General features: G+C 57.8%; 13 protein-coding genes, 2 tRNA genes and 3 rRNA genes. 13 read left to right on the top strand and 5 right to left on the bottom strand.

Going from position 1 to position 20718, the window contains the following annotated elements:
• Nucleotides 1–19: 19 nt before the first annotated feature.
• The 10 genes from FXO12_RS15000 to FXO12_RS14955 all read left to right on the top strand — a co-directional run bounded on the left by FXO12_RS15000 (nucleotide 20) and on the right by FXO12_RS14955 (nucleotide 12438).
• The gene (locus FXO12_RS15000) at nucleotides 20–1369 is read left to right on the top strand and encodes an aspartate aminotransferase family protein (protein ID WP_054896425.1); all 1350 of its coding nucleotides are present in this window, start codon (nucleotides 20–22) and stop codon (nucleotides 1367–1369) included.
• Between the two features lie 39 nt (nucleotides 1370–1408).
• On the top strand, nucleotides 1409–2902 hold the full coding sequence (locus FXO12_RS14995; protein ID WP_034125914.1) for a CoA-acylating methylmalonate-semialdehyde dehydrogenase: 1494 nt from the start codon (nucleotides 1409–1411) through the stop codon (nucleotides 2900–2902).
• Nucleotides 2903–3474: 572 nt separating this feature from the next.
• A 16S ribosomal RNA gene (locus FXO12_RS14990) occupies nucleotides 3475–5011 on the top strand.
• A gap of 81 nt (nucleotides 5012–5092) precedes the next feature.
• Nucleotides 5093–5169: transfer RNA gene (locus tag FXO12_RS14985), tRNA-Ile, on the top strand.
• Nucleotides 5170–5199: 30 nt separating this feature from the next.
• Nucleotides 5200–5275 (top strand) — tRNA-Ala (locus tag FXO12_RS14980).
• Nucleotides 5276–5522: 247 nt separating this feature from the next.
• Nucleotides 5523–8414: ribosomal RNA gene (locus FXO12_RS14975) — 23S ribosomal RNA — on the top strand.
• Nucleotides 8415–8565: 151 nt separating this feature from the next.
• Nucleotides 8566–8681 (top strand): 5S ribosomal RNA (gene rrf, locus FXO12_RS14970).
• The 16S, 23S and 5S rRNA genes sit together here with 2 tRNA genes alongside, the layout of an rRNA operon.
• A gap of 191 nt (nucleotides 8682–8872) precedes the next feature.
• The gene (locus FXO12_RS14965) at nucleotides 8873–9532 is read left to right on the top strand and encodes a paraquat-inducible protein A (RefSeq protein ID WP_034128130.1); all 660 of its coding nucleotides are present in this window, start codon (nucleotides 8873–8875) and stop codon (nucleotides 9530–9532) included.
• On the top strand, nucleotides 9519–10142 hold the full coding sequence (locus FXO12_RS14960) for a paraquat-inducible protein A (protein WP_054897181.1): 624 nt from the start codon (nucleotides 9519–9521) through the stop codon (nucleotides 10140–10142). The genes FXO12_RS14965 and FXO12_RS14960 overlap by 14 nt, the downstream gene beginning before the upstream one ends.
• Nucleotides 10135–12438, top strand: a complete 2304-nt coding sequence (locus tag FXO12_RS14955) for a PqiB family protein (protein ID WP_054921763.1) — start codon at nucleotides 10135–10137, stop codon at nucleotides 12436–12438. The genes FXO12_RS14960 and FXO12_RS14955 overlap by 8 nt, the downstream gene beginning before the upstream one ends.
• 186 nt (nucleotides 12439–12624) lie before the next feature.
• Here FXO12_RS14955 and mksF read toward each other — a convergent pair whose 3' ends face one another.
• The 3 genes from mksF to mksB are packed head-to-tail and all read right to left on the bottom strand — an operon-like array spanning nucleotide 12625 to nucleotide 17436.
• Nucleotides 12625–15465, bottom strand: coding sequence for an Mks condensin complex protein MksF (gene mksF / locus FXO12_RS14950; RefSeq protein WP_057977435.1), 2841 nt, complete (start codon nucleotides 15463–15465; stop codon nucleotides 12625–12627).
• Entirely contained in the window at nucleotides 15462–16169 is a 708-nt protein-coding gene (gene mksE / locus FXO12_RS14945) for an Mks condensin complex protein MksE (RefSeq protein WP_054921767.1), read from the bottom strand. Before mksE ends, mksF begins: the two co-directional genes overlap by 4 nt.
• Entirely contained in the window at nucleotides 16159–17436 is a 1278-nt protein-coding gene (mksB, locus tag FXO12_RS14940; RefSeq protein WP_003188283.1) for an Mks condensin complex protein MksB, read from the bottom strand. The genes mksE and mksB overlap by 11 nt, the downstream gene beginning before the upstream one ends.
• A 187-nt stretch (nucleotides 17437–17623) precedes the next feature.
• Here mksB and FXO12_RS14935 point away from each other — a divergent pair, with 187 nt between their 5' ends.
• The gene (locus FXO12_RS14935; RefSeq protein ID WP_054897178.1) at nucleotides 17624–18370 is read left to right on the top strand and encodes a hypothetical protein; all 747 of its coding nucleotides are present in this window, start codon (nucleotides 17624–17626) and stop codon (nucleotides 18368–18370) included.
• Nucleotides 18363–18815, top strand: coding sequence for a ribosomal protein S18-alanine N-acetyltransferase (gene rimI / locus FXO12_RS14930; RefSeq protein ID WP_003188286.1), 453 nt, complete (start codon nucleotides 18363–18365; stop codon nucleotides 18813–18815). Before FXO12_RS14935 ends, rimI begins: the two co-directional genes overlap by 8 nt.
• Nucleotides 18816–18948: 133 nt before the next feature.
• Here the strand turns inward: rimI and FXO12_RS14925 are convergent, their stop codons facing one another.
• Nucleotides 18949–19353 (bottom strand): hypothetical protein, encoded by a 405-nt coding sequence (locus FXO12_RS14925; protein ID WP_057977433.1) that lies wholly within the window; start codon nucleotides 19351–19353, stop codon nucleotides 18949–18951.
• A 138-nt stretch (nucleotides 19354–19491) separates the two neighbouring features.
• On the opposite strand from FXO12_RS14925, the gene can reads away from it, so the two are divergent.
• Complete coding sequence (gene can, locus FXO12_RS14920; RefSeq protein WP_003188288.1) at nucleotides 19492–20136, top strand: carbonate dehydratase; 645 nt, start codon at nucleotides 19492–19494, stop codon at nucleotides 20134–20136.
• On the opposite strand, the gene FXO12_RS14915 is transcribed toward can, so the two are convergent.
• Nucleotides 20133–20657 carry a hypothetical protein gene (locus tag FXO12_RS14915; RefSeq protein ID WP_034128124.1) on the bottom strand — a complete coding sequence of 175 codons (525 nt, stop codon included), beginning with the start codon at nucleotides 20655–20657 and terminating at the stop codon, nucleotides 20133–20135. The two genes, can and FXO12_RS14915, sit on opposite strands and share 4 nt — an antisense overlap.
• Nucleotides 20658–20718: the final 61 nt, after the last annotated feature.

The raw sequence follows: 20718 nt of genomic DNA, 5'->3' as shown, positions 1-20718 counted from the left end.
GCCCTGCGAGGTTTTGCTGATGAACATGCCCGAAAACGCCCCATCGTCCCTGGCCAGCCAATTGAAGCTGGATGCGCACTGGATGCCTTACACCGCCAACCGCAACTTCCAGCGCGATCCACGCCTGATCGTGGCCGCCGAAGGTAGCTGGTTGACCGATGACAAGGGGCGCAAGGTCTATGATTCGTTGTCGGGCCTTTGGACCTGTGGCGCCGGGCATACGCGCAAGGAAATCCAGGAAGCGGTCGCCAAGCAATTGGGCACCTTGGACTACTCTCCAGGCTTCCAGTACGGTCATCCGTTGTCCTTCCAGTTGGCGGAAAAAATCACCGAGCTGACCCCAGGCAACCTGAATCATGTGTTCTTCACCGATTCGGGCTCTGAATGTGCCGATACGGCGGTGAAGATGGTGCGGGCCTACTGGCGCCTGAAAGGTCAGGCCACGAAGACCAAGATGATTGGTCGCGCCCGTGGTTACCACGGCGTGAACATTGCCGGTACCAGCCTGGGCGGTGTGAACGGTAACCGTAAGCTGTTTGGCCAGGCGATGATGGATGTTGACCATCTGCCTCACACCTTGCTGGCCAGCAACGCTTTCTCCCGGGGCATGCCGGAGCAGGGCGGTATTGCCTTGGCCGATGAGTTGCTCAAGCTGATCGAGCTGCATGACGCGTCGAACATTGCGGCCGTATTTGTCGAGCCTATGGCCGGTTCCGCTGGGGTATTGGTGCCACCGCAGGGGTATCTCAAGCGTCTGCGCGAAATTTGCGACCAGCACAATATCCTGTTGGTGTTCGACGAAGTGATCACGGGCTTTGGCCGCACCGGCTCGATGTTCGGTGCCGACAGCTTCGGCGTGACCCCGGACCTGATGTGCATTGCCAAGCAAGTCACCAACGGCGCGATTCCGATGGGCGCGGTGATTGCCAGCAGCGAGATCTACCAGACCTTCATGAACCAGGCGACGCCGGAATACGCAGTGGAATTCCCCCACGGCTACACCTACTCGGCGCACCCGGTAGCTTGCGCGGCGGGCTTGGCGGCATTGGACCTGTTGCAGAAAGAAAACCTGGTGCAGAGCGTAGCCGAAGTCGCGCCGCACTTTGAGAATGCGCTGCACGGTTTGAAGGGCAGCAAGAATGTGATCGACATTCGCAACTACGGCCTGGCCGGTGCGATTCAGATTTCCCCACGTGATGGAGATGCCATCGTGCGTCCATTCGAGGCCGGCATGGCGTTGTGGAAGGCCGGTTTCTATGTGCGTTTTGGCGGCGACACCCTGCAGTTCGGGCCAACCTTCAACAGCAAGCCGCAGGACCTGGACCGTCTGTTTGACGCGGTCGGCGAAGTGCTGAACAAGATCGACTGATTTCTCCTTCTATATAGAACAATTTTTCAGGAGCCCTGCATGAGCCTTATCCAGCATTTGATCAACGGTGAACTGGTCAACGACAGCGGTCGTAGTGCCGACGTCTATAACCCGTCTACCGGGCAGGTGATTCACCAGGTGCCTTTGGCCAGTCGTGAAACCATTCAACAGGCGATTGACTCAGCCAAGGCGGCGTTTCCGGCTTGGCGCAATACGCCGCCGGCCAAGCGTGCCCAAGTGATGTTTCGTTTCAAGCAACTGCTGGAGCAGAACGAAGCACGGATCTCGCAGTTGATCAGCGAAGAACATGGCAAGACCCTGGAAGACGCCGCGGGTGAACTCAAGCGTGGGATCGAGAACGTGGAGTACGCGTGCTCGGCGCCGGAGATTCTCAAGGGTGAATACAGCCGCAACGTAGGGCCGAACATTGATGCGTGGTCGGACTTCCAGCCGTTGGGCGTAGTGGCGGGTATCACCCCGTTCAACTTCCCGGCGATGGTGCCGTTGTGGATGTACCCGCTGGCGATTGTCTGCGGTAACTGTTTCATCCTTAAACCTTCAGAGCGCGACCCGAGTTCGACGCTGTTGATCGCGCAGCTGTTGCAGGAAGCCGGATTGCCCAAAGGCGTGCTCAGCGTGGTGCATGGCGACAAGGGCGCGGTGGACGCATTGATCGAAGCGCCGGAAGTCAAAGCCTTGAGCTTTGTAGGTTCGACGCCGATTGCCGAGTACATCTATTCCGAAGCGACCAAACGCGGCAAGCGCGTGCAGGCGCTGGGTGGGGCGAAGAATCACGCGGTGCTGATGCCGGATGCAGACCTGGATAACGCTGTGAGTGCCCTGATGGGCGCGGCTTATGGTTCCTGCGGTGAGCGTTGCATGGCGATCTCGGTGGCTGTGTGCGTGGGCGACCAGGTAGCGGATGCGTTGATCGCCAAGCTGGCGCCTCAGGTCAAGGCGTTGAAGATTGGTGCGGGCACTTCTTGCGGGCTGGATATGGGCCCGTTGGTGACGGGGCAGGCGCGAGATAAAGTCAGTGGCTATATAGAGGACGGTGTGTCGGCGGGGGCTGAGCTGGTCGTTGACGGCCGTGGCTTGAGTGTTGCAGGGCATGAGCAAGGTTTTTTCCTCGGTGGCAGCTTGTTTGACCGCGTCACCCCTGAGATGCGTATCTATAAAGAAGAGATCTTTGGGCCGGTGCTGTGCGTAGTGCGGGTGGATAGCCTGGAAGCGGCGATGCAGCTGATCAACGATCATGAATACGGCAACGGTACTTGTATCTTCACCCGTGACGGTGAAGCGGCGCGCCTGTTCTGTGATGAGATTGAAGTCGGCATGGTGGGGGTGAACGTGCCGCTGCCGGTGCCGGTTGCGTATCACAGCTTTGGTGGCTGGAAGCGTTCGCTGTTTGGCGACTTGCATGCCTATGGGCCGGACGGGGTGCGTTTCTATACCCGTCGCAAGGCAATCACCCAGCGTTGGCCGCAACGGGCCAGCCATGAAGCGTCGCAATTCGCCTTCCCTAGCCTGTAAGGCTCGGTAGGTAAAAGGCCGGCCCCTTGGGGCCGGCCTTTGCATTATTGGGGCTTTTTTGACTTATATGACAGAAATGTGAAAAAGAAGGTTGACGGCAGATTCTGGAAGCCTATAATTCGCCCCACTTCCGGCGCAGTCGAAACGGAAAACTCCTTGGTAAACAATGAGTTACGCAGTTTTCGGCAGCAAGTTGCTTCAGTTCATCGAAGCCAAAAGGAAGTTGAAAAAGAGGTGTTGACAGCAGCGTGTAACGCTGTAGAATTCGCCTCCCGCTTACGAGAGATCGCAAGCGCAAGTGGTTGAAGTTGTTGAAGAAATCTTCGAAAACTTCTGAAAATAACCACTTGACAGCAAATGAGGCTGCTGTAGAATGCGCGCCTCGGTTGAGATGAAAGATCTTAACCAACCGCTCTTTAACAACTGAATCAAGCAATTCGTGTGGGTGCTTGTGGAGTCAGACTGATAGTCAACAAGATTATCAGCATCACAAGTTACTCCGCGAGAAATCAAAGATGTAACCAACGATTGCTGAGCCAAGTTTAGGGTTTCTTAAAAACCCAAAGATGTTTGAACTGAAGAGTTTGATCATGGCTCAGATTGAACGCTGGCGGCAGGCCTAACACATGCAAGTCGAGCGGTAGAGAGAAGCTTGCTTCTCTTGAGAGCGGCGGACGGGTGAGTAATGCCTAGGAATCTGCCTGGTAGTGGGGGATAACGTTCGGAAACGGACGCTAATACCGCATACGTCCTACGGGAGAAAGCAGGGGACCTTCGGGCCTTGCGCTATCAGATGAGCCTAGGTCGGATTAGCTAGTTGGTGGGGTAATGGCTCACCAAGGCGACGATCCGTAACTGGTCTGAGAGGATGATCAGTCACACTGGAACTGAGACACGGTCCAGACTCCTACGGGAGGCAGCAGTGGGGAATATTGGACAATGGGCGAAAGCCTGATCCAGCCATGCCGCGTGTGTGAAGAAGGTCTTCGGATTGTAAAGCACTTTAAGTTGGGAGGAAGGGTTGTAGATTAATACTCTGCAATTTTGACGTTACCGACAGAATAAGCACCGGCTAACTCTGTGCCAGCAGCCGCGGTAATACAGAGGGTGCAAGCGTTAATCGGAATTACTGGGCGTAAAGCGCGCGTAGGTGGTTTGTTAAGTTGGATGTGAAATCCCCGGGCTCAACCTGGGAACTGCATTCAAAACTGACTGACTAGAGTATGGTAGAGGGTGGTGGAATTTCCTGTGTAGCGGTGAAATGCGTAGATATAGGAAGGAACACCAGTGGCGAAGGCGACCACCTGGACTAATACTGACACTGAGGTGCGAAAGCGTGGGGAGCAAACAGGATTAGATACCCTGGTAGTCCACGCCGTAAACGATGTCAACTAGCCGTTGGAAGCCTTGAGCTTTTAGTGGCGCAGCTAACGCATTAAGTTGACCGCCTGGGGAGTACGGCCGCAAGGTTAAAACTCAAATGAATTGACGGGGGCCCGCACAAGCGGTGGAGCATGTGGTTTAATTCGAAGCAACGCGAAGAACCTTACCAGGCCTTGACATCCAATGAACTTTCCAGAGATGGATTGGTGCCTTCGGGAACATTGAGACAGGTGCTGCATGGCTGTCGTCAGCTCGTGTCGTGAGATGTTGGGTTAAGTCCCGTAACGAGCGCAACCCTTGTCCTTAGTTACCAGCACGTAATGGTGGGCACTCTAAGGAGACTGCCGGTGACAAACCGGAGGAAGGTGGGGATGACGTCAAGTCATCATGGCCCTTACGGCCTGGGCTACACACGTGCTACAATGGTCGGTACAGAGGGTTGCCAAGCCGCGAGGTGGAGCTAATCCCATAAAACCGATCGTAGTCCGGATCGCAGTCTGCAACTCGACTGCGTGAAGTCGGAATCGCTAGTAATCGCGAATCAGAATGTCGCGGTGAATACGTTCCCGGGCCTTGTACACACCGCCCGTCACACCATGGGAGTGGGTTGCACCAGAAGTAGCTAGTCTAACCTTCGGGAGGACGGTTACCACGGTGTGATTCATGACTGGGGTGAAGTCGTAACAAGGTAGCCGTAGGGGAACCTGCGGCTGGATCACCTCCTTAATCGACGACATCAGCTGCTCCATAAGTTCCCACACGAATTGCTTGATTCATTGAAGAAGACGAAAGAAGCAGCCCGAAATTGGGTCTGTAGCTCAGTTGGTTAGAGCGCACCCCTGATAAGGGTGAGGTCGGCAGTTCGAATCTGCCCAGACCCACCAATTTTGTGTGGGAAACGCCTGTAGAAATACGGGGCCATAGCTCAGCTGGGAGAGCGCCTGCCTTGCACGCAGGAGGTCAACGGTTCGATCCCGTTTGGCTCCACCACTACTGCTTCTGTTTGTATAAAGCTTAGAAATGAGCATTCCATCGTTGTGATGGTGAATGTTGATTTCTAGTCTTTGACTAGTTCGTTCTTTAAAAATTTGGGTATGTGATAGAAAGATAGACTGAACGTTACTTTCACTGGTAACGGATCAGGCTAAGGTAAAATTTGTGAGTTCTCTTAACTGAGAAATTCGAATTTTCGGCGAATGTCGTCTTCACAGTATAACCAGATTGCTTGGGGTTATATGGTCAAGTGAAGAAGCGCATACGGTGGATGCCTTGGCAGTCAGAGGCGATGAAAGACGTGGTAGCCTGCGAAAAGCTTCGGGGAGTCGGCAAACAGACTTTGATCCGGAGATGTCTGAATGGGGGAACCCAGCCATCATAAGATGGTTATCTTGTACTGAATACATAGGTGCAAGAAGCGAACCAGGGGAACTGAAACATCTAAGTACCCTGAGGAAAAGAAATCAACCGAGATTCCCTTAGTAGTGGCGAGCGAACGGGGACTAGCCCTTAAGTGGCTTTGAGATTAGCGGAACGCTCTGGAAAGTGCGGCCATAGTGGGTGATAGCCCTGTACGCGAAAATCTCTTAGTCATGAAATTGAGTAGGACGGAGCACGAGAAACTTTGTCTGAATATGGGGGGACCATCCTCCAAGGCTAAATACTACTGACTGACCGATAGTGAACTAGTACCGTGAGGGAAAGGCGAAAAGAACCCCGGAGAGGGGAGTGAAATAGATCCTGAAACCGTATGCGTACAAGCAGTGGGAGCCCACTTTGTTGGGTGACTGCGTACCTTTTGTATAATGGGTCAGCGACTTATTTTCAGTGGCGAGCTTAACCGAATAGGGGAGGCGTAGCGAAAGCGAGTCTTAATAGGGCGTCTAGTCGCTGGGAATAGACCCGAAACCGGGCGATCTATCCATGGGCAGGTTGAAGGTTGGGTAACACTAACTGGAGGACCGAACCGACTACCGTTGAAAAGTTAGCGGATGACCTGTGGATCGGAGTGAAAGGCTAATCAAGCTCGGAGATAGCTGGTTCTCCTCGAAAGCTATTTAGGTAGCGCCTCATGTATCACTGTAGGGGGTAGAGCACTGTTTCGGCTAGGGGGTCATCCCGACTTACCAAACCGATGCAAACTCCGAATACCTACAAGTGCCGAGCATGGGAGACACACGGCGGGTGCTAACGTCCGTCGTGAAAAGGGAAACAACCCAGACCGTCAGCTAAGGTCCCAAAGTTATGGTTAAGTGGGAAACGATGTGGGAAGGCTTAGACAGCTAGGAGGTTGGCTTAGAAGCAGCCACCCTTTAAAGAAAGCGTAATAGCTCACTAGTCGAGTCGGCCTGCGCGGAAGATGTAACGGGGCTCAAACCATACACCGAAGCTACGGGTATCACGTAAGTGATGCGGTAGAGGAGCGTTCTGTAAGCCTGTGAAGGTGAGTTGAGAAGCTTGCTGGAGGTATCAGAAGTGCGAATGCTGACATGAGTAACGATAATGGGTGTGAAAAACACCCACGCCGAAAGACCAAGGTTTCCTGCGCAACGTTAATCGACGCAGGGTTAGTCGGTCCCTAAGGCGAGGCTGAAAAGCGTAGTCGATGGAAAACAGGTTAATATTCCTGTACTTCTGGTTATTGCGATGGAGGGACGGAGAAGGCTAGGCCAGCTTGGCGTTGGTTGTCCAAGTTTAAGGTGGTAGGCTGGAATCTTAGGTAAATCCGGGATTTCAAGGCCGAGAGCTGATGACGAGTTAACTTTTAGTTAACGAAGTGGTTGATGCCATGCTTCCAAGAAAAGCTTCTAAGCTTCAGGTAACCAGGAACCGTACCCCAAACCGACACAGGTGGTTGGGTAGAGAATACCAAGGCGCTTGAGAGAACTCGGGTGAAGGAACTAGGCAAAATGGCACCGTAACTTCGGGAGAAGGTGCGCCGGTGAGGGTGAAGGACTTGCTCCGTAAGCTCATGCCGGTCGAAGATACCAGGCCGCTGCGACTGTTTATTAAAAACACAGCACTCTGCAAACACGAAAGTGGACGTATAGGGTGTGACGCCTGCCCGGTGCCGGAAGGTTAATTGATGGGGTTAGCTAACGCGAAGCTCTTGATCGAAGCCCCGGTAAACGGCGGCCGTAACTATAACGGTCCTAAGGTAGCGAAATTCCTTGTCGGGTAAGTTCCGACCTGCACGAATGGCGTAACGATGGCGGCGCTGTCTCCACCCGAGACTCAGTGAAATTGAAATCGCTGTGAAGATGCAGTGTATCCGCGGCTAGACGGAAAGACCCCGTGAACCTTTACTATAGCTTTGCACTGGACTTTGAATTTGCTTGTGTAGGATAGGTGGGAGGCTTTGAAGCGTGGACGCCAGTCTGCGTGGAGCCATCCTTGAAATACCACCCTGGCAACTTTGAGGTTCTAACTCAGGTCCGTTATCCGGATCGAGGACAGTGTATGGTGGGTAGTTTGACTGGGGCGGTCTCCTCCTAAAGAGTAACGGAGGAGTACGAAGGTGCGCTCAGACCGGTCGGAAATCGGTCGTAGAGTATAAAGGCAAAAGCGCGCTTGACTGCGAGACAGACACGTCGAGCAGGTACGAAAGTAGGTCTTAGTGATCCGGTGGTTCTGTATGGAAGGGCCATCGCTCAACGGATAAAAGGTACTCCGGGGATAACAGGCTGATACCGCCCAAGAGTTCATATCGACGGCGGTGTTTGGCACCTCGATGTCGGCTCATCACATCCTGGGGCTGAAGCCGGTCCCAAGGGTATGGCTGTTCGCCATTTAAAGTGGTACGCGAGCTGGGTTTAGAACGTCGTGAGACAGTTCGGTCCCTATCTGCCGTGGACGTTTGAGATTTGAGAGGGGCTGCTCCTAGTACGAGAGGACCGGAGTGGACGAACCTCTGGTGTTCCGGTTGTCACGCCAGTGGCATTGCCGGGTAGCTATGTTCGGAATAGATAACCGCTGAAAGCATCTAAGCGGGAAACTAGCCTCAAGATGAGATCTCACTGGAACCTTGAGTTCCCTGAAGGGCCGTCGAAGACTACGACGTTGATAGGTTGGGTGTGTAAGCGCTGTGAGGCGTTGAGCTAACCAATACTAATTGCCCGTGAGGCTTGACCATATAACACCCAAGCAATTTGAGTCGAAAGGCCAGATTGCGGTGTGTGAAGACGCAATGAACCGAAAGTTCGACGCTCACAAAACACCACGATCTATCACATACCCAATTTGCTGAAGCGAGGCCACTTGGTCACGACTCAGTACCCGAATTTCTTGACGACCATAGAGCATTGGAACCACCTGATCCCATCCCGAACTCAGCAGTGAAACGATGCATCGCCGATGGTAGTGTGGGGTTTCCCCATGTGAGAGTAGGTCATCGTCAAGATTAAATTCCGAAACCCCAATTGCGAAAGCAGTTGGGGTTTTGTTTTGGGCGCTCGAAAAGTGTCCACCTTGTCCCCGTACACCTGTGCGCCCCAACCTCCGACCTGACTGCCCCGACAAATTTGCACAGTTATTTCTGAGCGACACCACTAGAATAGCCACCTAATCATTTTTAGAGTCAGAGCCCTATCTATGCCCGATCCGGTTGATGCCCACGAGGTATCGGATTTACCGCTAGACGATCTGGTGGCATGCCATGAGTGCGACTTGCTGATGCGCAAACCAACGCTCGCCCTCGGCGAAAAAGCCCAATGCCCACGCTGCGGCTACGAGCTATACGCTCACCGTCACAATGTGGTCGAGCGCAGTCTCGCCTTGGTACTGGCAGCCCTGCTGCTGTACGTCCCCGCGAACTTTTTGCCCATCATGCAGCTCAATCTACTCGGGCAGTCTTCGGAGGACACCGTGTGGAGCGGCGTCGTTGGCCTGTTCGATACGGGCATGCAAGGCGTTGCCGCCGTGGTGTTCCTGTGCAGCATGGGCATCCCCTTGCTCAAGCTTCTGTGCCAGTTGGCAGTGCTGCTCAGTATTCGCTGGAACATCGGGCGCAATTACGGGCTGCTGCTATATCGCATCTACCACCACATGAAGGACTGGGGGATGTTGGAGGTCTACTTGATGGGTGTGCTGGTGGCGATCGTAAAGCTCGCCGACATGGCCTCCATCACAATTGGCCTGGGTCTGGTCTGCTTCGTGAGTCTATTAATGGTTCAAGTTCTGCTTGAGGTGGTGATGTCGCCCCATCAGATCTGGCAAGCGCTGTCAGGAGAGGATGACCATGCGGGCGATTGATGCAGGTATTCTGATTTGTACAGAATGCCATGAGTTGAACAAGCAGGAAGCGGATAGCGAGGAGCAACTCTGCACCCGTTGTGGCGCGTTGATCCATGCCCGTCGCCCCAATAGCCTTACACGTACCTGGGCGCTGTTGATCACCGCGGCGATCCTGTATATCCCCGCTAACCTGTTACCCATCATGACGGTCAGCTCCCTCGGCCAAGGCGACCCCAGCACCATCATGTCGGGTGTCATCCAGCTGGTGCAGCACGGGATGTTTCCTATCGCTGCCGTGGTGTTCATCGCCAGTATCCTGGTACCGACCTTCAAGTTGGTCGGCATTGGCCTGCTGCTGTTCTCGGTGCAGCGTCACCAACCGCTGTCCGCGCAACAACGCATTGTGATGTATCGCTTTATCGAGTTCATTGGGCGTTGGTCCATGCTGGATATCTTCGTGATCGCCATCCTGGTGGCGCTCGTTAACTTTGGGCGGCTAGCCAGTATCGAGGCCAACCTCGGCGCTGCGGCGTTCGCCAGTGTGGTGATCTTGACGATGTTTGCCGCAGTAACTTTCGATCCCCGACTGATTTGGGATAACACGGAGTCGGACGACGACCATGAGTGATTTGCCTAAAGCTAAAACCCGCCCAGCCTCTAACTGGTCGGCCATTTGGGTGCTGCCCCTGATTGCCCTGATCATCGGTGGCTGGCTGGGGTGGCGTGCCTATTCCCAGCAAGGTATCGAGATTCAAGTTCGCTTTGAAAGCGGCGAAGGTATTCAGGTCAACAAGACCGAAGTGGTCTACAAAGGCATGACCGTGGGCAAGGTCAAAACCCTGGCCCTGGATGACGAAGGCAGCAATCGCGGGGTGATCGCCACCATCGAGATGAACAAGGACGTGGAGCAGTACCTCAAGACCAACACCCGCTTCTGGTTGGTCAAGCCCAGCGTCAGCCTTGCCGGTATCACCGGCCTGGAAACCCTGGTTTCAGGTAACTACATCGCCGCCAGCCCCGGTGATGGCGAGCCCACGCGCAAGTTCAAGGCGCTCTCCGAAGAGCCGCCGTTATCCGACGCCAAGCCCGGCTTGCACCTGACCCTCAAGGCCGATCGCCTGGGCTCGTTGAACCGTGGCAGTCCGGTGTTCTACAAGCAGATTCAGGTCGGTCAGGTCAAAAGCTATCTGCTGTCTGAAGACCAGAGCACCGTCGAGGTCAAGGTCTATATCGAGCCGACCTATGCCAACCTGGTGCGCAAACACACGCGTTTCTGGAATGCCAGCGGCATCAGTATCGACGCCAACCTTTCCGGCTTGAAAGTGCGCAGCGAATCCCTCTCCAGCATTGTCGCCGGAGGTATCGCCTTCGCCACTCCTGAAAACCGCAAAGACAGCCCGCCCACCGACCCGAGCCTGCCTTTCCGCCTATACGAAGATTTCGATGCCGCCGCAGCGGGGATCAAGGTCAAGGTCAAGCTCACCGACTTTGAAGGCCTGCAGGCCGGGCGTACGCCGGTCATGTACAAAGGCATCCAGGTCGGTAGCCTGAAAACCCTGAAGATCGACCCGGACCTGTCCAGCGCCAGTGCCGAGCTGACCCTCGATCCATTGGCTGAAGACTACCTGGTCGAAGACACGCAATTCTGGGTGGTCAAACCGTCCATCTCCCTGGCGGGCATCACCGGCCTGGAGGCCTTGGTCAAGGGCAACTACATCGCGATTCGCCCAGGCGACAAAGGCACCCCGCCACAACGCGAATACGTAGCCCGCGCCAAGGCGCCACCTTTGGACCTGCGTTCCCCGGGCCTGCACATGGTGTTGCTCACCGACAGCCTGGGCTCGTTGGATGTCGGCAGCCCGATTCTGTACAAACAGGTCAAAGTCGGTTCGGTGCAGAGTTACCAGTTTTCACGCAAGAAAAAACAACTGGTGATCGGCGTTCATATCGAGAAGGAATACGAAAGCCTGGTCAACGGCTCGACGCGCTTCTGGAATGCCAGCGGCGTCACCCTTACGGGCGGGCTCACCGGCGGTATCCAGGTCAAAAGCGAATCCCTGGCCAGCCTGATGGCGGGCGGTATCGCCTTCGAAACGCCGGAACCGAACGTGCCATTGAAACATCGCATCCCGCGCTTTCGCCTGTATGCCGACCGTGATGCCGCCAACCAGCACGGCACTCTGGTGACCATCAAAGTCGACCGAGCCGACGGCCTGAGCGCCGGCACACCGGTGCGCTTCAAGGGGCTGGATGTGGGCAAGATCGAGAGTGTCGACCTCAGTGCCGACATGCAATCGGTGCTGCTCAAGGCGCGTATCACTCAGGTTGCGGACCGTATTGCGCGTACGGGCAGCCAGTTCTGGGTGGTCAAGCCGGAACTGGGGCTGATGAAGACGGCTAACCTGGAGACCCTGGTCACCGGCCAATACATCGAAGTGCAACCGGCCGCGAAAAACGCCGGCCCGCAGAAGAGCTTTGTCGCCCTGACCCAGCCGCCTGAAACCGTGCATCAGGAAGCTGGCCTGAGCCTCACACTCAGCGCCGCCCGCCGTGGTTCGTTGAAGGAAGGGGTACCGGTGACCTACCGTGAAGTGACGGTCGGCAAAGTCACCGGCTATGAGCTGGGCCAGACCGCCGACCGTGTGTTGGTGCACATCCTGATCGAGCCCAAGTACGCACCTCTGGTACGCAGTGGCAGCCGCTTCTGGAACACCAGCGGCTTTGGCCTCGACTTCGGCTTGTTCAAGGGCGCGACCGTGCGTACCGAGTCCCTTGAAACGCTGGTGGCCGGCGGCATCGCCTTTGCCACCCCGGATGGCGAGCGCATGGGTAACCCGGCACGGCCGCAGCAGACGTTCCCGTTGTTCGACAAGTTTGAGGATGAATGGCTGACCTGGGCGCCTAAGATTCCACTCGGTAAATAAACCGAGGCGCGGCTATCGCGGGCAAGCCCGGCTCCCACAGTTGGAATGCATACTTGCTGAAAATGCATATCCCTGCGGGAGCCGAGCTTGCCCGCGATGAGGCCCACAAACACACCGCAAATCCCAAACCGAAAAAAAGGCCGCGATCCAAAGGATCGCGGCCTTTTTGCCTTTCAGTACAACCCGTCAGACTTCATCCAGCTCCGGCTCGTCCGCCTGTACATTCATCGTCGCCTTCACCACATCATGGCGACGGATGTACTTCCAGTCCGCCTCATCGATGTAGATCCCGTTCGGCCCGCTGCCGCCTTCCAGGTCGATAGCCACCTGGGCAGAGACCTGCGGCTTTACACTCGCCAGGATCGGCACGAAGCCCAGCTGCAAGCTGGTTTCCAGCAAGGCGGCCTGGTTCTTCTCATCGATGTCCGCCGCCTCATCGAGGTAGTACGGCAAGCGCACACGGCCGGCCTGGTCGCGGTCCATCAAGTGCAGCAACAGGTACATGTTGGTCAGCGCCTTGATGGTCATGGTGGTGCCATTGGACGCAGCGCCGTCGATGTCGGTATGGATCACCGGCTGGCCGTTGACCTTGGTGATCTCGAACGCCAATTCGAACAAGTCCTTGAGGCCCAACTGGTTATGGTTGGCGGCTACCAGGCGAGCCAGGTATTCCTTGGCTTCTTCGTTCTTGTTGTCCTGTTCGGCGCTCTGGCTGAGGTCGAACACCGAGAGGGTCTCGCCTTCTTCATACTGACCGGCACTGTGGATGATCTGGTCGATATGCTTGAGCGCTTCCTTGTTCGGCGCCAGTACGATGCGGAAGCTTTGCAGGTTGGAGACCTGGCGCTTGTTGATCTCGCGGTTGAACAACGCCAACTGGTGTTCCAGGCTGTCGTAGTCACTACGGATGTTGCGCAGGGTACGGGCGATGTCGGTGACCGCTGCACGGCGCGCCTTGCCGAGGGTCAGCGCCTCGTCGGTACGGTGCGCATAGGCGTTGATCAGCAGTTGCAGACGACGCTCGACATCATCCTCACTGTCGAACTTGGCCACGCCCTTGAGACGCACCTGGGCGTACAGCGCTTCGATCTGGCCATCGGCGCGCAGCAAACCCTGCCAGCTGTCCTGATAGTCATTGAGCAGCGGCAGCAGGTTGTCCATGGAGTCGTCGACCGGGTCCATGAACGGCGTACCGAACGGCAGATCCGCCGGCAACAGCTGACGACGGCGCAACGCGTCATCCAGCGTGCGTTGCTTGGCTTCCATATCGCCGATCTGACGGCCGACCAGTTGCAGCTTGGCCGACAGTTGCTGGACGCGCTCGGTAAAGGCATCGCTGGAACGCTTCAACTCGTCCTGGGCCGCTTCCATCTGCGCCAGGTTTTCCAGCTTCTCGCCTTCTTCGGCGCTCAGGGTCTGGGTGCGGCGGAAGTCTTCCAGGGCCTTTTGGGCATCCAGTACCTGCTGGTACAGCGCTTCGGTCTGGGTCTTGCTTGCGGCGCGGTCGGACGCCACGGCCTGCTGGGTTTTCAGTTGCTTGAGCTCTTTTTCCAGGCGCTCTTTCTGGTCACGCAACGCGGCGCGATCCGCCAGGGCTTGCAGTGCCGGCGGCTCGATGTGCGAGATGTCGATGGACAGCCCCGGCACCTCAAAGCGCTCGCCCTTGAAGCCATCGAGAATCTGCTCCAGGGATTTGACCCACTGGCCGTCCTCGTCCAGCGTGATGCCATGTTCGCCCAGCGGCAAGCTGAACAGCGAGCTGTTGAACAGGCGCATCAGGCGCTCGACATCCTGCTGCGAAAATTCTTCGCGCAGCTTGGCGTAGCTGTTGTTGTCCGCGTGATCGAGCTGCTGCTTGACCGACTTCAAGCGCTTTTCCAGGTCGCGCAGGCGTTCTTCCAAGTCCTCGGCGCTGAACTGTCGCGACTGCGCCAAGGCGCCCGCCAGTTCATCGTGGGCATCCTTGGCGGCGAGCAATTGCTGCTCCAGCATCTTGACGTCATCCACCAGGGCAAAGCGGTGCTTGAGCACCGACAACTCGCCCAACCAACGCTGGATGCCACTGATTTCCCGCTCCAGGCGCATCAGCTCCTGTGTGCCGCCGCGCTGGTCGTTTTGCAGCGCGTCCTGCTCGTTGCGGTAGTGTTCGGCCTGGATGGTCAGCTCTTCCTTGCGCGCACTGGCGTAGTCCGACCAGGTGCCCAGCAACGAATCCAGCAGCGGTGACAGGCGATGCAGTTTGCCGCGCAGGGCGTCGCGCTGTTTCACGCCATTGGCCAGGGCTTCAACCAAGGGGCCGGCAGCCACCAGCGAGTTGTAGTCCTGCTCCATGCGTCGCACATCACGGAAGGCTTCTTCACAGGCCGCGATGTAGTCGACACTGCCCGAACGCAGGCTGTGTTCGAAGGCATCAAGGAACAGTTGCTTGAGCTTGGCCGCGGTGATTTCGCGCATGTGCAGCAGGTTGATAAACAGCGCGCGGAACGTCTTCAGGCTCTGCTCGCTGGTGGAGCGCAGCGGAATCAGCGTCAGGTCCAGCGGGACCGACGTATGCCCGCCCACCAGCAAGCGCCGCAGTTCATCGGGCTTGAGCTCGTAGGCTTTCAGGCCCTCGCGCTCAAGGTTGGTGAACAGCTCTTTCTGACGCAGGCAGGTGTCGTTTTTCTGGTAGTGGGCCAGGTCCAGCTTGCCGGCGTAGGCAAAGAACTGGTGACCAAAGCCGCCGCCCGGGCCGCGGCCGACCACGCCGATAACGTGCGGGCCGTGGGGCAGAGAGACTTCTACCAGGATGTAGCTGGTGTCGGTGGCAAAGTAGAAACGCCGCGATTGTTCCAGGGTGTACTTGCCGAAGCTCATGTCCGACATGCGTGCCAGGATCGGGAATTGCAAGGCGTTGATCGAGGCGGATTTACCCAGGTTGTTGGCGCCGTACACCGACAGCGGTTCTTCCAGCGGGAACAAGCCCAGGCTGTAACCGGCGGTGTTCAATAGGGCGAAGCGGCGGATGCCGTAGCGTTCCTTACTCATGCGTCGGTCTCCTGTTCTTCGGCAATGGCACGGGCCAGGGCATCTTCTTCGCTTTCTTCGGTGAAGGCGCTCAGATCCAGCGGGTCATCGGTCTTCAGCAGTTTCTCGTCGCTGTCTTCGTCGAATATCACCGGTGCCGGCAGCGGCAGTACGCTGTGTACGCTGGCGGCAAGGTCGCGGTCCTGCTGCACCGACAGGCACACATCCAGGAAGCGGTGCATCGGCGGCAGGAAGCGGTAGATACCGTTGTCTTCGCTGGCAAAACCCAGTTGGGTCATGCGGCGCATGATTTTTTCTTCGAGCTCTTCCTGGGTCTGTACCTCGGCCTGGATAAACAGGTCACGGTATTTCTCCAGCAACGAAGGCAATTCATCGCGGCCCAGGCTGCCGCCGTCGAGCACCGCAATCGGGTCGCGACCCTGGTCGGCCAGGTGTTCGACGATGATGAAGGTGAACAGGGCCAGGCGCTGGGCGGTTTTGTTCACCTGCGCGGCAGCCACGGCAGTGTCCGGCACGAAGTAATAGAAGCCGCGGGTATCGCACACCAGCTCAAAGCCCAGGGCCTTGAACAGCGTGCGGTACTGGTCCTGGAAGTTCGACAATTGCGCGTACAGCTCCGGGTCGCGACGGCTGACGTGGTAACCCTTGAACAGCTCGCGAAAGATCGGCGCCAGCTGGGACAGTTCGGATAGATCAAGATGCATAAGGCGTGCTCGCAGAATTCTCGGTGGCATCGACGCCGGCCGGGAGCAGGGCGAAGGAGCGCAGGCTGACCTGGTGCTCGTGGGTGTGGTAATCGCGACGTTCCAGGCGCTCGCGCTTGAAGCGTTTTTCCCGGGACAGGCGCGAGAACCAGTACAGCAATTCATCGGTGGCGCCGTCCGGTTCCTGCTCCAGCAGCCAGGTCATCAGGTCGGGCATCGGCAGCGCGTCTTCGCAGCGTTCGAGCATTTCCTTGACCGTACGCGGTGCGCGCGGGGCTTCGCCTTTGTGGGACTTGTGCGCCTTGGGGAAACGCGCCGGCTTGGGCTCGAAATTGGCCAGGGCATACACATAGGCCTCGACCTGGCTCGCACTGCCCAAAAAGGTACTTTGCGGCCGGGTGAACATCGGCATCGCCGCTTGCGGCACCGCGTCCAGGCCTTTGCGGCGAATCGCCGACAGGGCCAGCGCCGCACCGCGAGTCACGGCGTTATGCCGGCGTGCTTCTTCACGCAGCGGCAGCAGCAACTCCCGCGCATGGCGCAAGGTCAGCTGGGCGCTGGTTTGCATCTCGAGGATGCGCGCATGGGTGCGCAGCAGCATGTCGTCATCTACCAGGTGGCCAAGACGCTGTTGCTCGGTGAGCATGCGCAGCAGCACGTTTTCCACCTTGCGTACGCCTTGCTCGAAGGCGCCGTCGGCGTTCACCAGTTGGATCATCGGCTCGACGTATTCGTCCCAGGTCGCCAATACCTCGGCGTAACGCTGGCGCAACGGGATCTGGCGGTCGCTGGTCTTGGCGCGGTCGGCCACGGCGGCGAGGGCCTGTTCGTCGTTGGCGAGTTTTTTGAGCACATCGCGCACGCGCATATCCAGCAGGCGCAGTTGCCGGGCCAGGTCGTGGCCGTCACGGATGTCGAAGGCGTCCTGGATGTAACCGGCCAGACGCTCCAGGTGGCGCAGGTAGGCTTCGATTTCCAGGCACAGGCCAAGCCGGTGCTCCTTGCGAAGATAGGCGAGGAAGTCGTGGATCTGCGCGTTGAGCTCGAAACGGTTCGGGCTCTTGGCGACAGGTACCAGGATATCCAGGCGAATCCACACGTCCAGTAGGCTGGTGATGTCCTGGGGCGTGCTGTCCAGTTGTTGGGCGGCCAACTGTGCGCGCAGCTCGGCCAGGCTCAGGGTGCCTTGGTCGAAGTGTTCGCACAGAGGCTCAAGTAAGGCCCAGTGTTCGGCGAGGGCGCGCAGGACGCGCTTGGGTTCGATCATGGGAATGGCCGGCTGGTTGGCGATTAAAAGTCGCGATTGTACTGCATCAGGCGCGGGATTTATCCACAGCCGGTCAGTGCGCAGTGGGCGATTGTTGCCGAACAGCGGTAGAATCCCCGCTCTTTACTTATCCACAAGTGGCCGAACTGTGCTTATCGAGTCCCGACGTCGCGCTTACTTGACCGCCATGCAGGTGGTCAACTGGCTGCCCCGCACCGAACTGCCGTTTGCCGCGCCGTCGCGGCCCGAGTTGTTGCAGGCGCTTGAGCCTTATGAGGCGTTCGAGTCGTCGGGGGAAGAAGCGGCCGCGCCCGTGGCGGTGGTCAAGCCCACCCCTGAGACGCGCCCGGTGGTCGAACGGGCCAAGATCGAAGTGCCGCGCCCTGCGCCGGTGACCAAAGCTGCCAAGGTGGTGGAGGAGGCTGCGCCGGTGGCCAAGGCGCCGGTCGTGCCGCCGCCACGCTTTGCCCTGCAATTGCTGCGGGCCGGGCGTTGCCTGTTGCTGGTGGAACTGCCGACCGGCGAACGTTTCCAGTCCCGCGACCCGGCCTACCTTTTGCTCAAGGACATGCTGCGCGCCGCCGGCCTGCCCGACAGCCCGCAAATCGTCGGTGAGCCGGTGCGCTGGCCGCTGCTGGTGCGCGGCACCATGGACCAGGGCCCCGAGGCCGCACGAGATTTCGTCCAGGGGTTTGTCTCGGCACGCCTGGAAGACGAGCCTTGCGTGTGCCTGTGGCTGATCGGCCTGCCCGCTGTGCGGTTTGCCGGTGAAGCCAACGCCGAGGCCTGGTACCGCGAGCTGCAGGTTGAAGGCCTGGGTTCGGTATGGGCCCTGCCGGGCCTGGAATTATTAATGGAAGAGCCACAGCGTAAGGCTGATGTCTGGCAAGCCATGCGCCGGCTGATGGCGCGCTGGAAAACAACTGATGAGTGAGGCTTTATCCTTTCGCCCGATGACCGAGGCCGACCTCGACGCCGTGCTGAAAATCGAATACGCGGCGTTCAGCCACCCCTGGACCCGCGGGATTTTTCTCGACGGGCTGGGCAAGTACCAGATCTGGCTGATGTTCGAAGGCGAGCAGCAAGTGGGGCACGGGGTGGTGCAGATCATTCTCGATGAAGCGCACTTGCTGAACATTACTGTGAAGCCGGAAAACCAGGGCCGTGGTTTGGGCCTTGCTTTGCTGGAACACCTGATGTCCCGTGCCTATGCGGCCAATGCCCGGGAGTGCTTCCTGGAAGTGCGCGACAGCAATACCGGCGCGTTTCGCCTGTATGAGCGTTATGGCTTCAACGAGATCGGCCGTCGCCGGGATTACTACCCGGCGGTGGGTGGCCGCGAAGATGCAGTCGTGATGGCCTGCACCCTAGTCGACTGAACAACCGTGAGCTGTAGGAGCGAGCTTGCTCGCGAAAAACGTCAACGATAACGCATGCTTCCTGGATGACCGCGGCGCCGGTGGGTTTTTCGCGAGCAAGCTCGCTCCTACACTTACATAGGGTGATGATCGATCAGCGCTTGCGGTTCAGCGGGTCCAGATCAGCCAGTTCCGCCTCATCCAACCCATTCCCGCCACCAATGTCATTCTCTCCCACGACGCTCAAGTCATAGTCGGCGGCATTGTCTTCGCCTTCCTCCTGCGCATCCCGCGCGCCGTCCTCACGGATCAGCGTCTCCGGGCTCATATCGTCATCGGTGGCTTCATGATCATCCGTCGATGCGCCGGTCAGCCCGGCTTCGCGCACCCGTTCGTCGGGCATCAGATGGTCGCGCTCACGGCGGGGCAGCTCGTCGCCGATTTCCGCAGTCTGGTCCTGCTCGTCAAAATCCAGCTCGCGCATCTCACCCATGCGGTCTTCGTTGTCATCGATCGGTTCCGGCTGCGTTGCGCCGTAGGGACGTCGTGATTCAGTCATGGCCAATCCTCATACTGTGGGGCTTATAGTGTGTGGACAGGCATGGCAGCCAAAAAATTCAAGCTAATTAGCGCCTGGCGTGACCCGGACGAGGGCTTGTCAGTCACAAACCTGCGCATCATTCCTGAGGCTTCCCTGATGAACGAACTACAAGACCTGCTTGATAACAACGAACGCTGGGCGGACGCGATCAAACAGGAAGATCCCGAATTCTTCGCCAAGCTCGCCCGCCAGCAGACCCCGGAATACCTGTGGATCGGCTGCTCCGATGCCCGTGTACCGGCCAACGAGATCGTCGGCATGTTGCCCGGTGATCTGTTTGTGCATCGCAACGTGGCCAACGTGGTGCTGCACACTGACCTCAACTGCCTGTCGGTGATCCAGTACGCGGTGGACGTGCTCAAGGTCAAACACATCCTCGTCACCGGTCACTACGGCTGTGGCGGCGTGCGTGCGTCGATGCAGGACCGTCAGTTCGGCCTGATCGACGGCTGGCTACGCACCATTCGCGACCTTTACTACGAAAACCGCGATGTGCTGGCCCAGTTGCCGACCGAAGAAGAGCGTGTGGACCGCATGTGCGAGCTCAACGTGATCCAGCAGGTGGCCAACGTCGGCCACACCAGCATTGTGCAAAATGCCTGGCATCGTGGGCAGAGCCTGTCGATCCATGGCTGCATCTATGGCATCAAGGACGGTCGCTGGAAGAGTTTGAACACCACCATCAGTGGCTTCGAGCAACTGCCGCCGCAATACCGCCTGCGTCCGTTGGGCGAAGCCTAAGGTCGTTTGTGCTCACGCCACCAGGCCATGAAGGCCTGGCCTTCGGCGTTCAGCGGCTCCTTGCTGCCGGTGATCCAGCCCCGGCAGTTCAGCTCGCCGCAATGGCAAGCGAACTGCCGGGCCAGTGTGTCTTCGGTGGTGGCGTAATCCAGCGTCAGCAAGCTGCCGGCGCCGATGGGTTGCACCGTCCATAGCTCCAGGTACGTCGTGTCTAGAAACACGTTCGGGTTGCAGGAGTGCTGTAACAGGCCGCAGAGCCAACAATCGTACAAGTGGATGCGGGGTGACAGTTGCAGCGTGTACGGGCGCCGTTCGCTCACGGCATAACCGGAAACCTTAGCAATGCGCGTGCGACTCTCAAAGGCCACGCGCGCCGTGACCCTGGCCGCAACCCCTTCAGCCTCTTGCTTGACCTCAAAGTGCTCGGTCGAGGGGTAACCCTGTTCCACGAGCAGCGTCTTGAAGGGATAGAGGCAGTCATTCACAGCCGTTTCAGCCTTATCCATGGCTCGAGTTTTCATCACTCTCCTGAGCGGGGCTGCATGGACCTGCGGGTCTGACGGCCAGTCTTGCAGCAAATGG

Source organism: Pseudomonas sp. J380, assembly GCF_009827115.1.
In the GTDB taxonomy this organism is placed as follows: Bacteria; Pseudomonadota; Gammaproteobacteria; order Pseudomonadales; family Pseudomonadaceae; genus Aquipseudomonas; species Aquipseudomonas paracarnis.
This window is presented reverse-complemented; position numbering and strand designations above follow the sequence as displayed.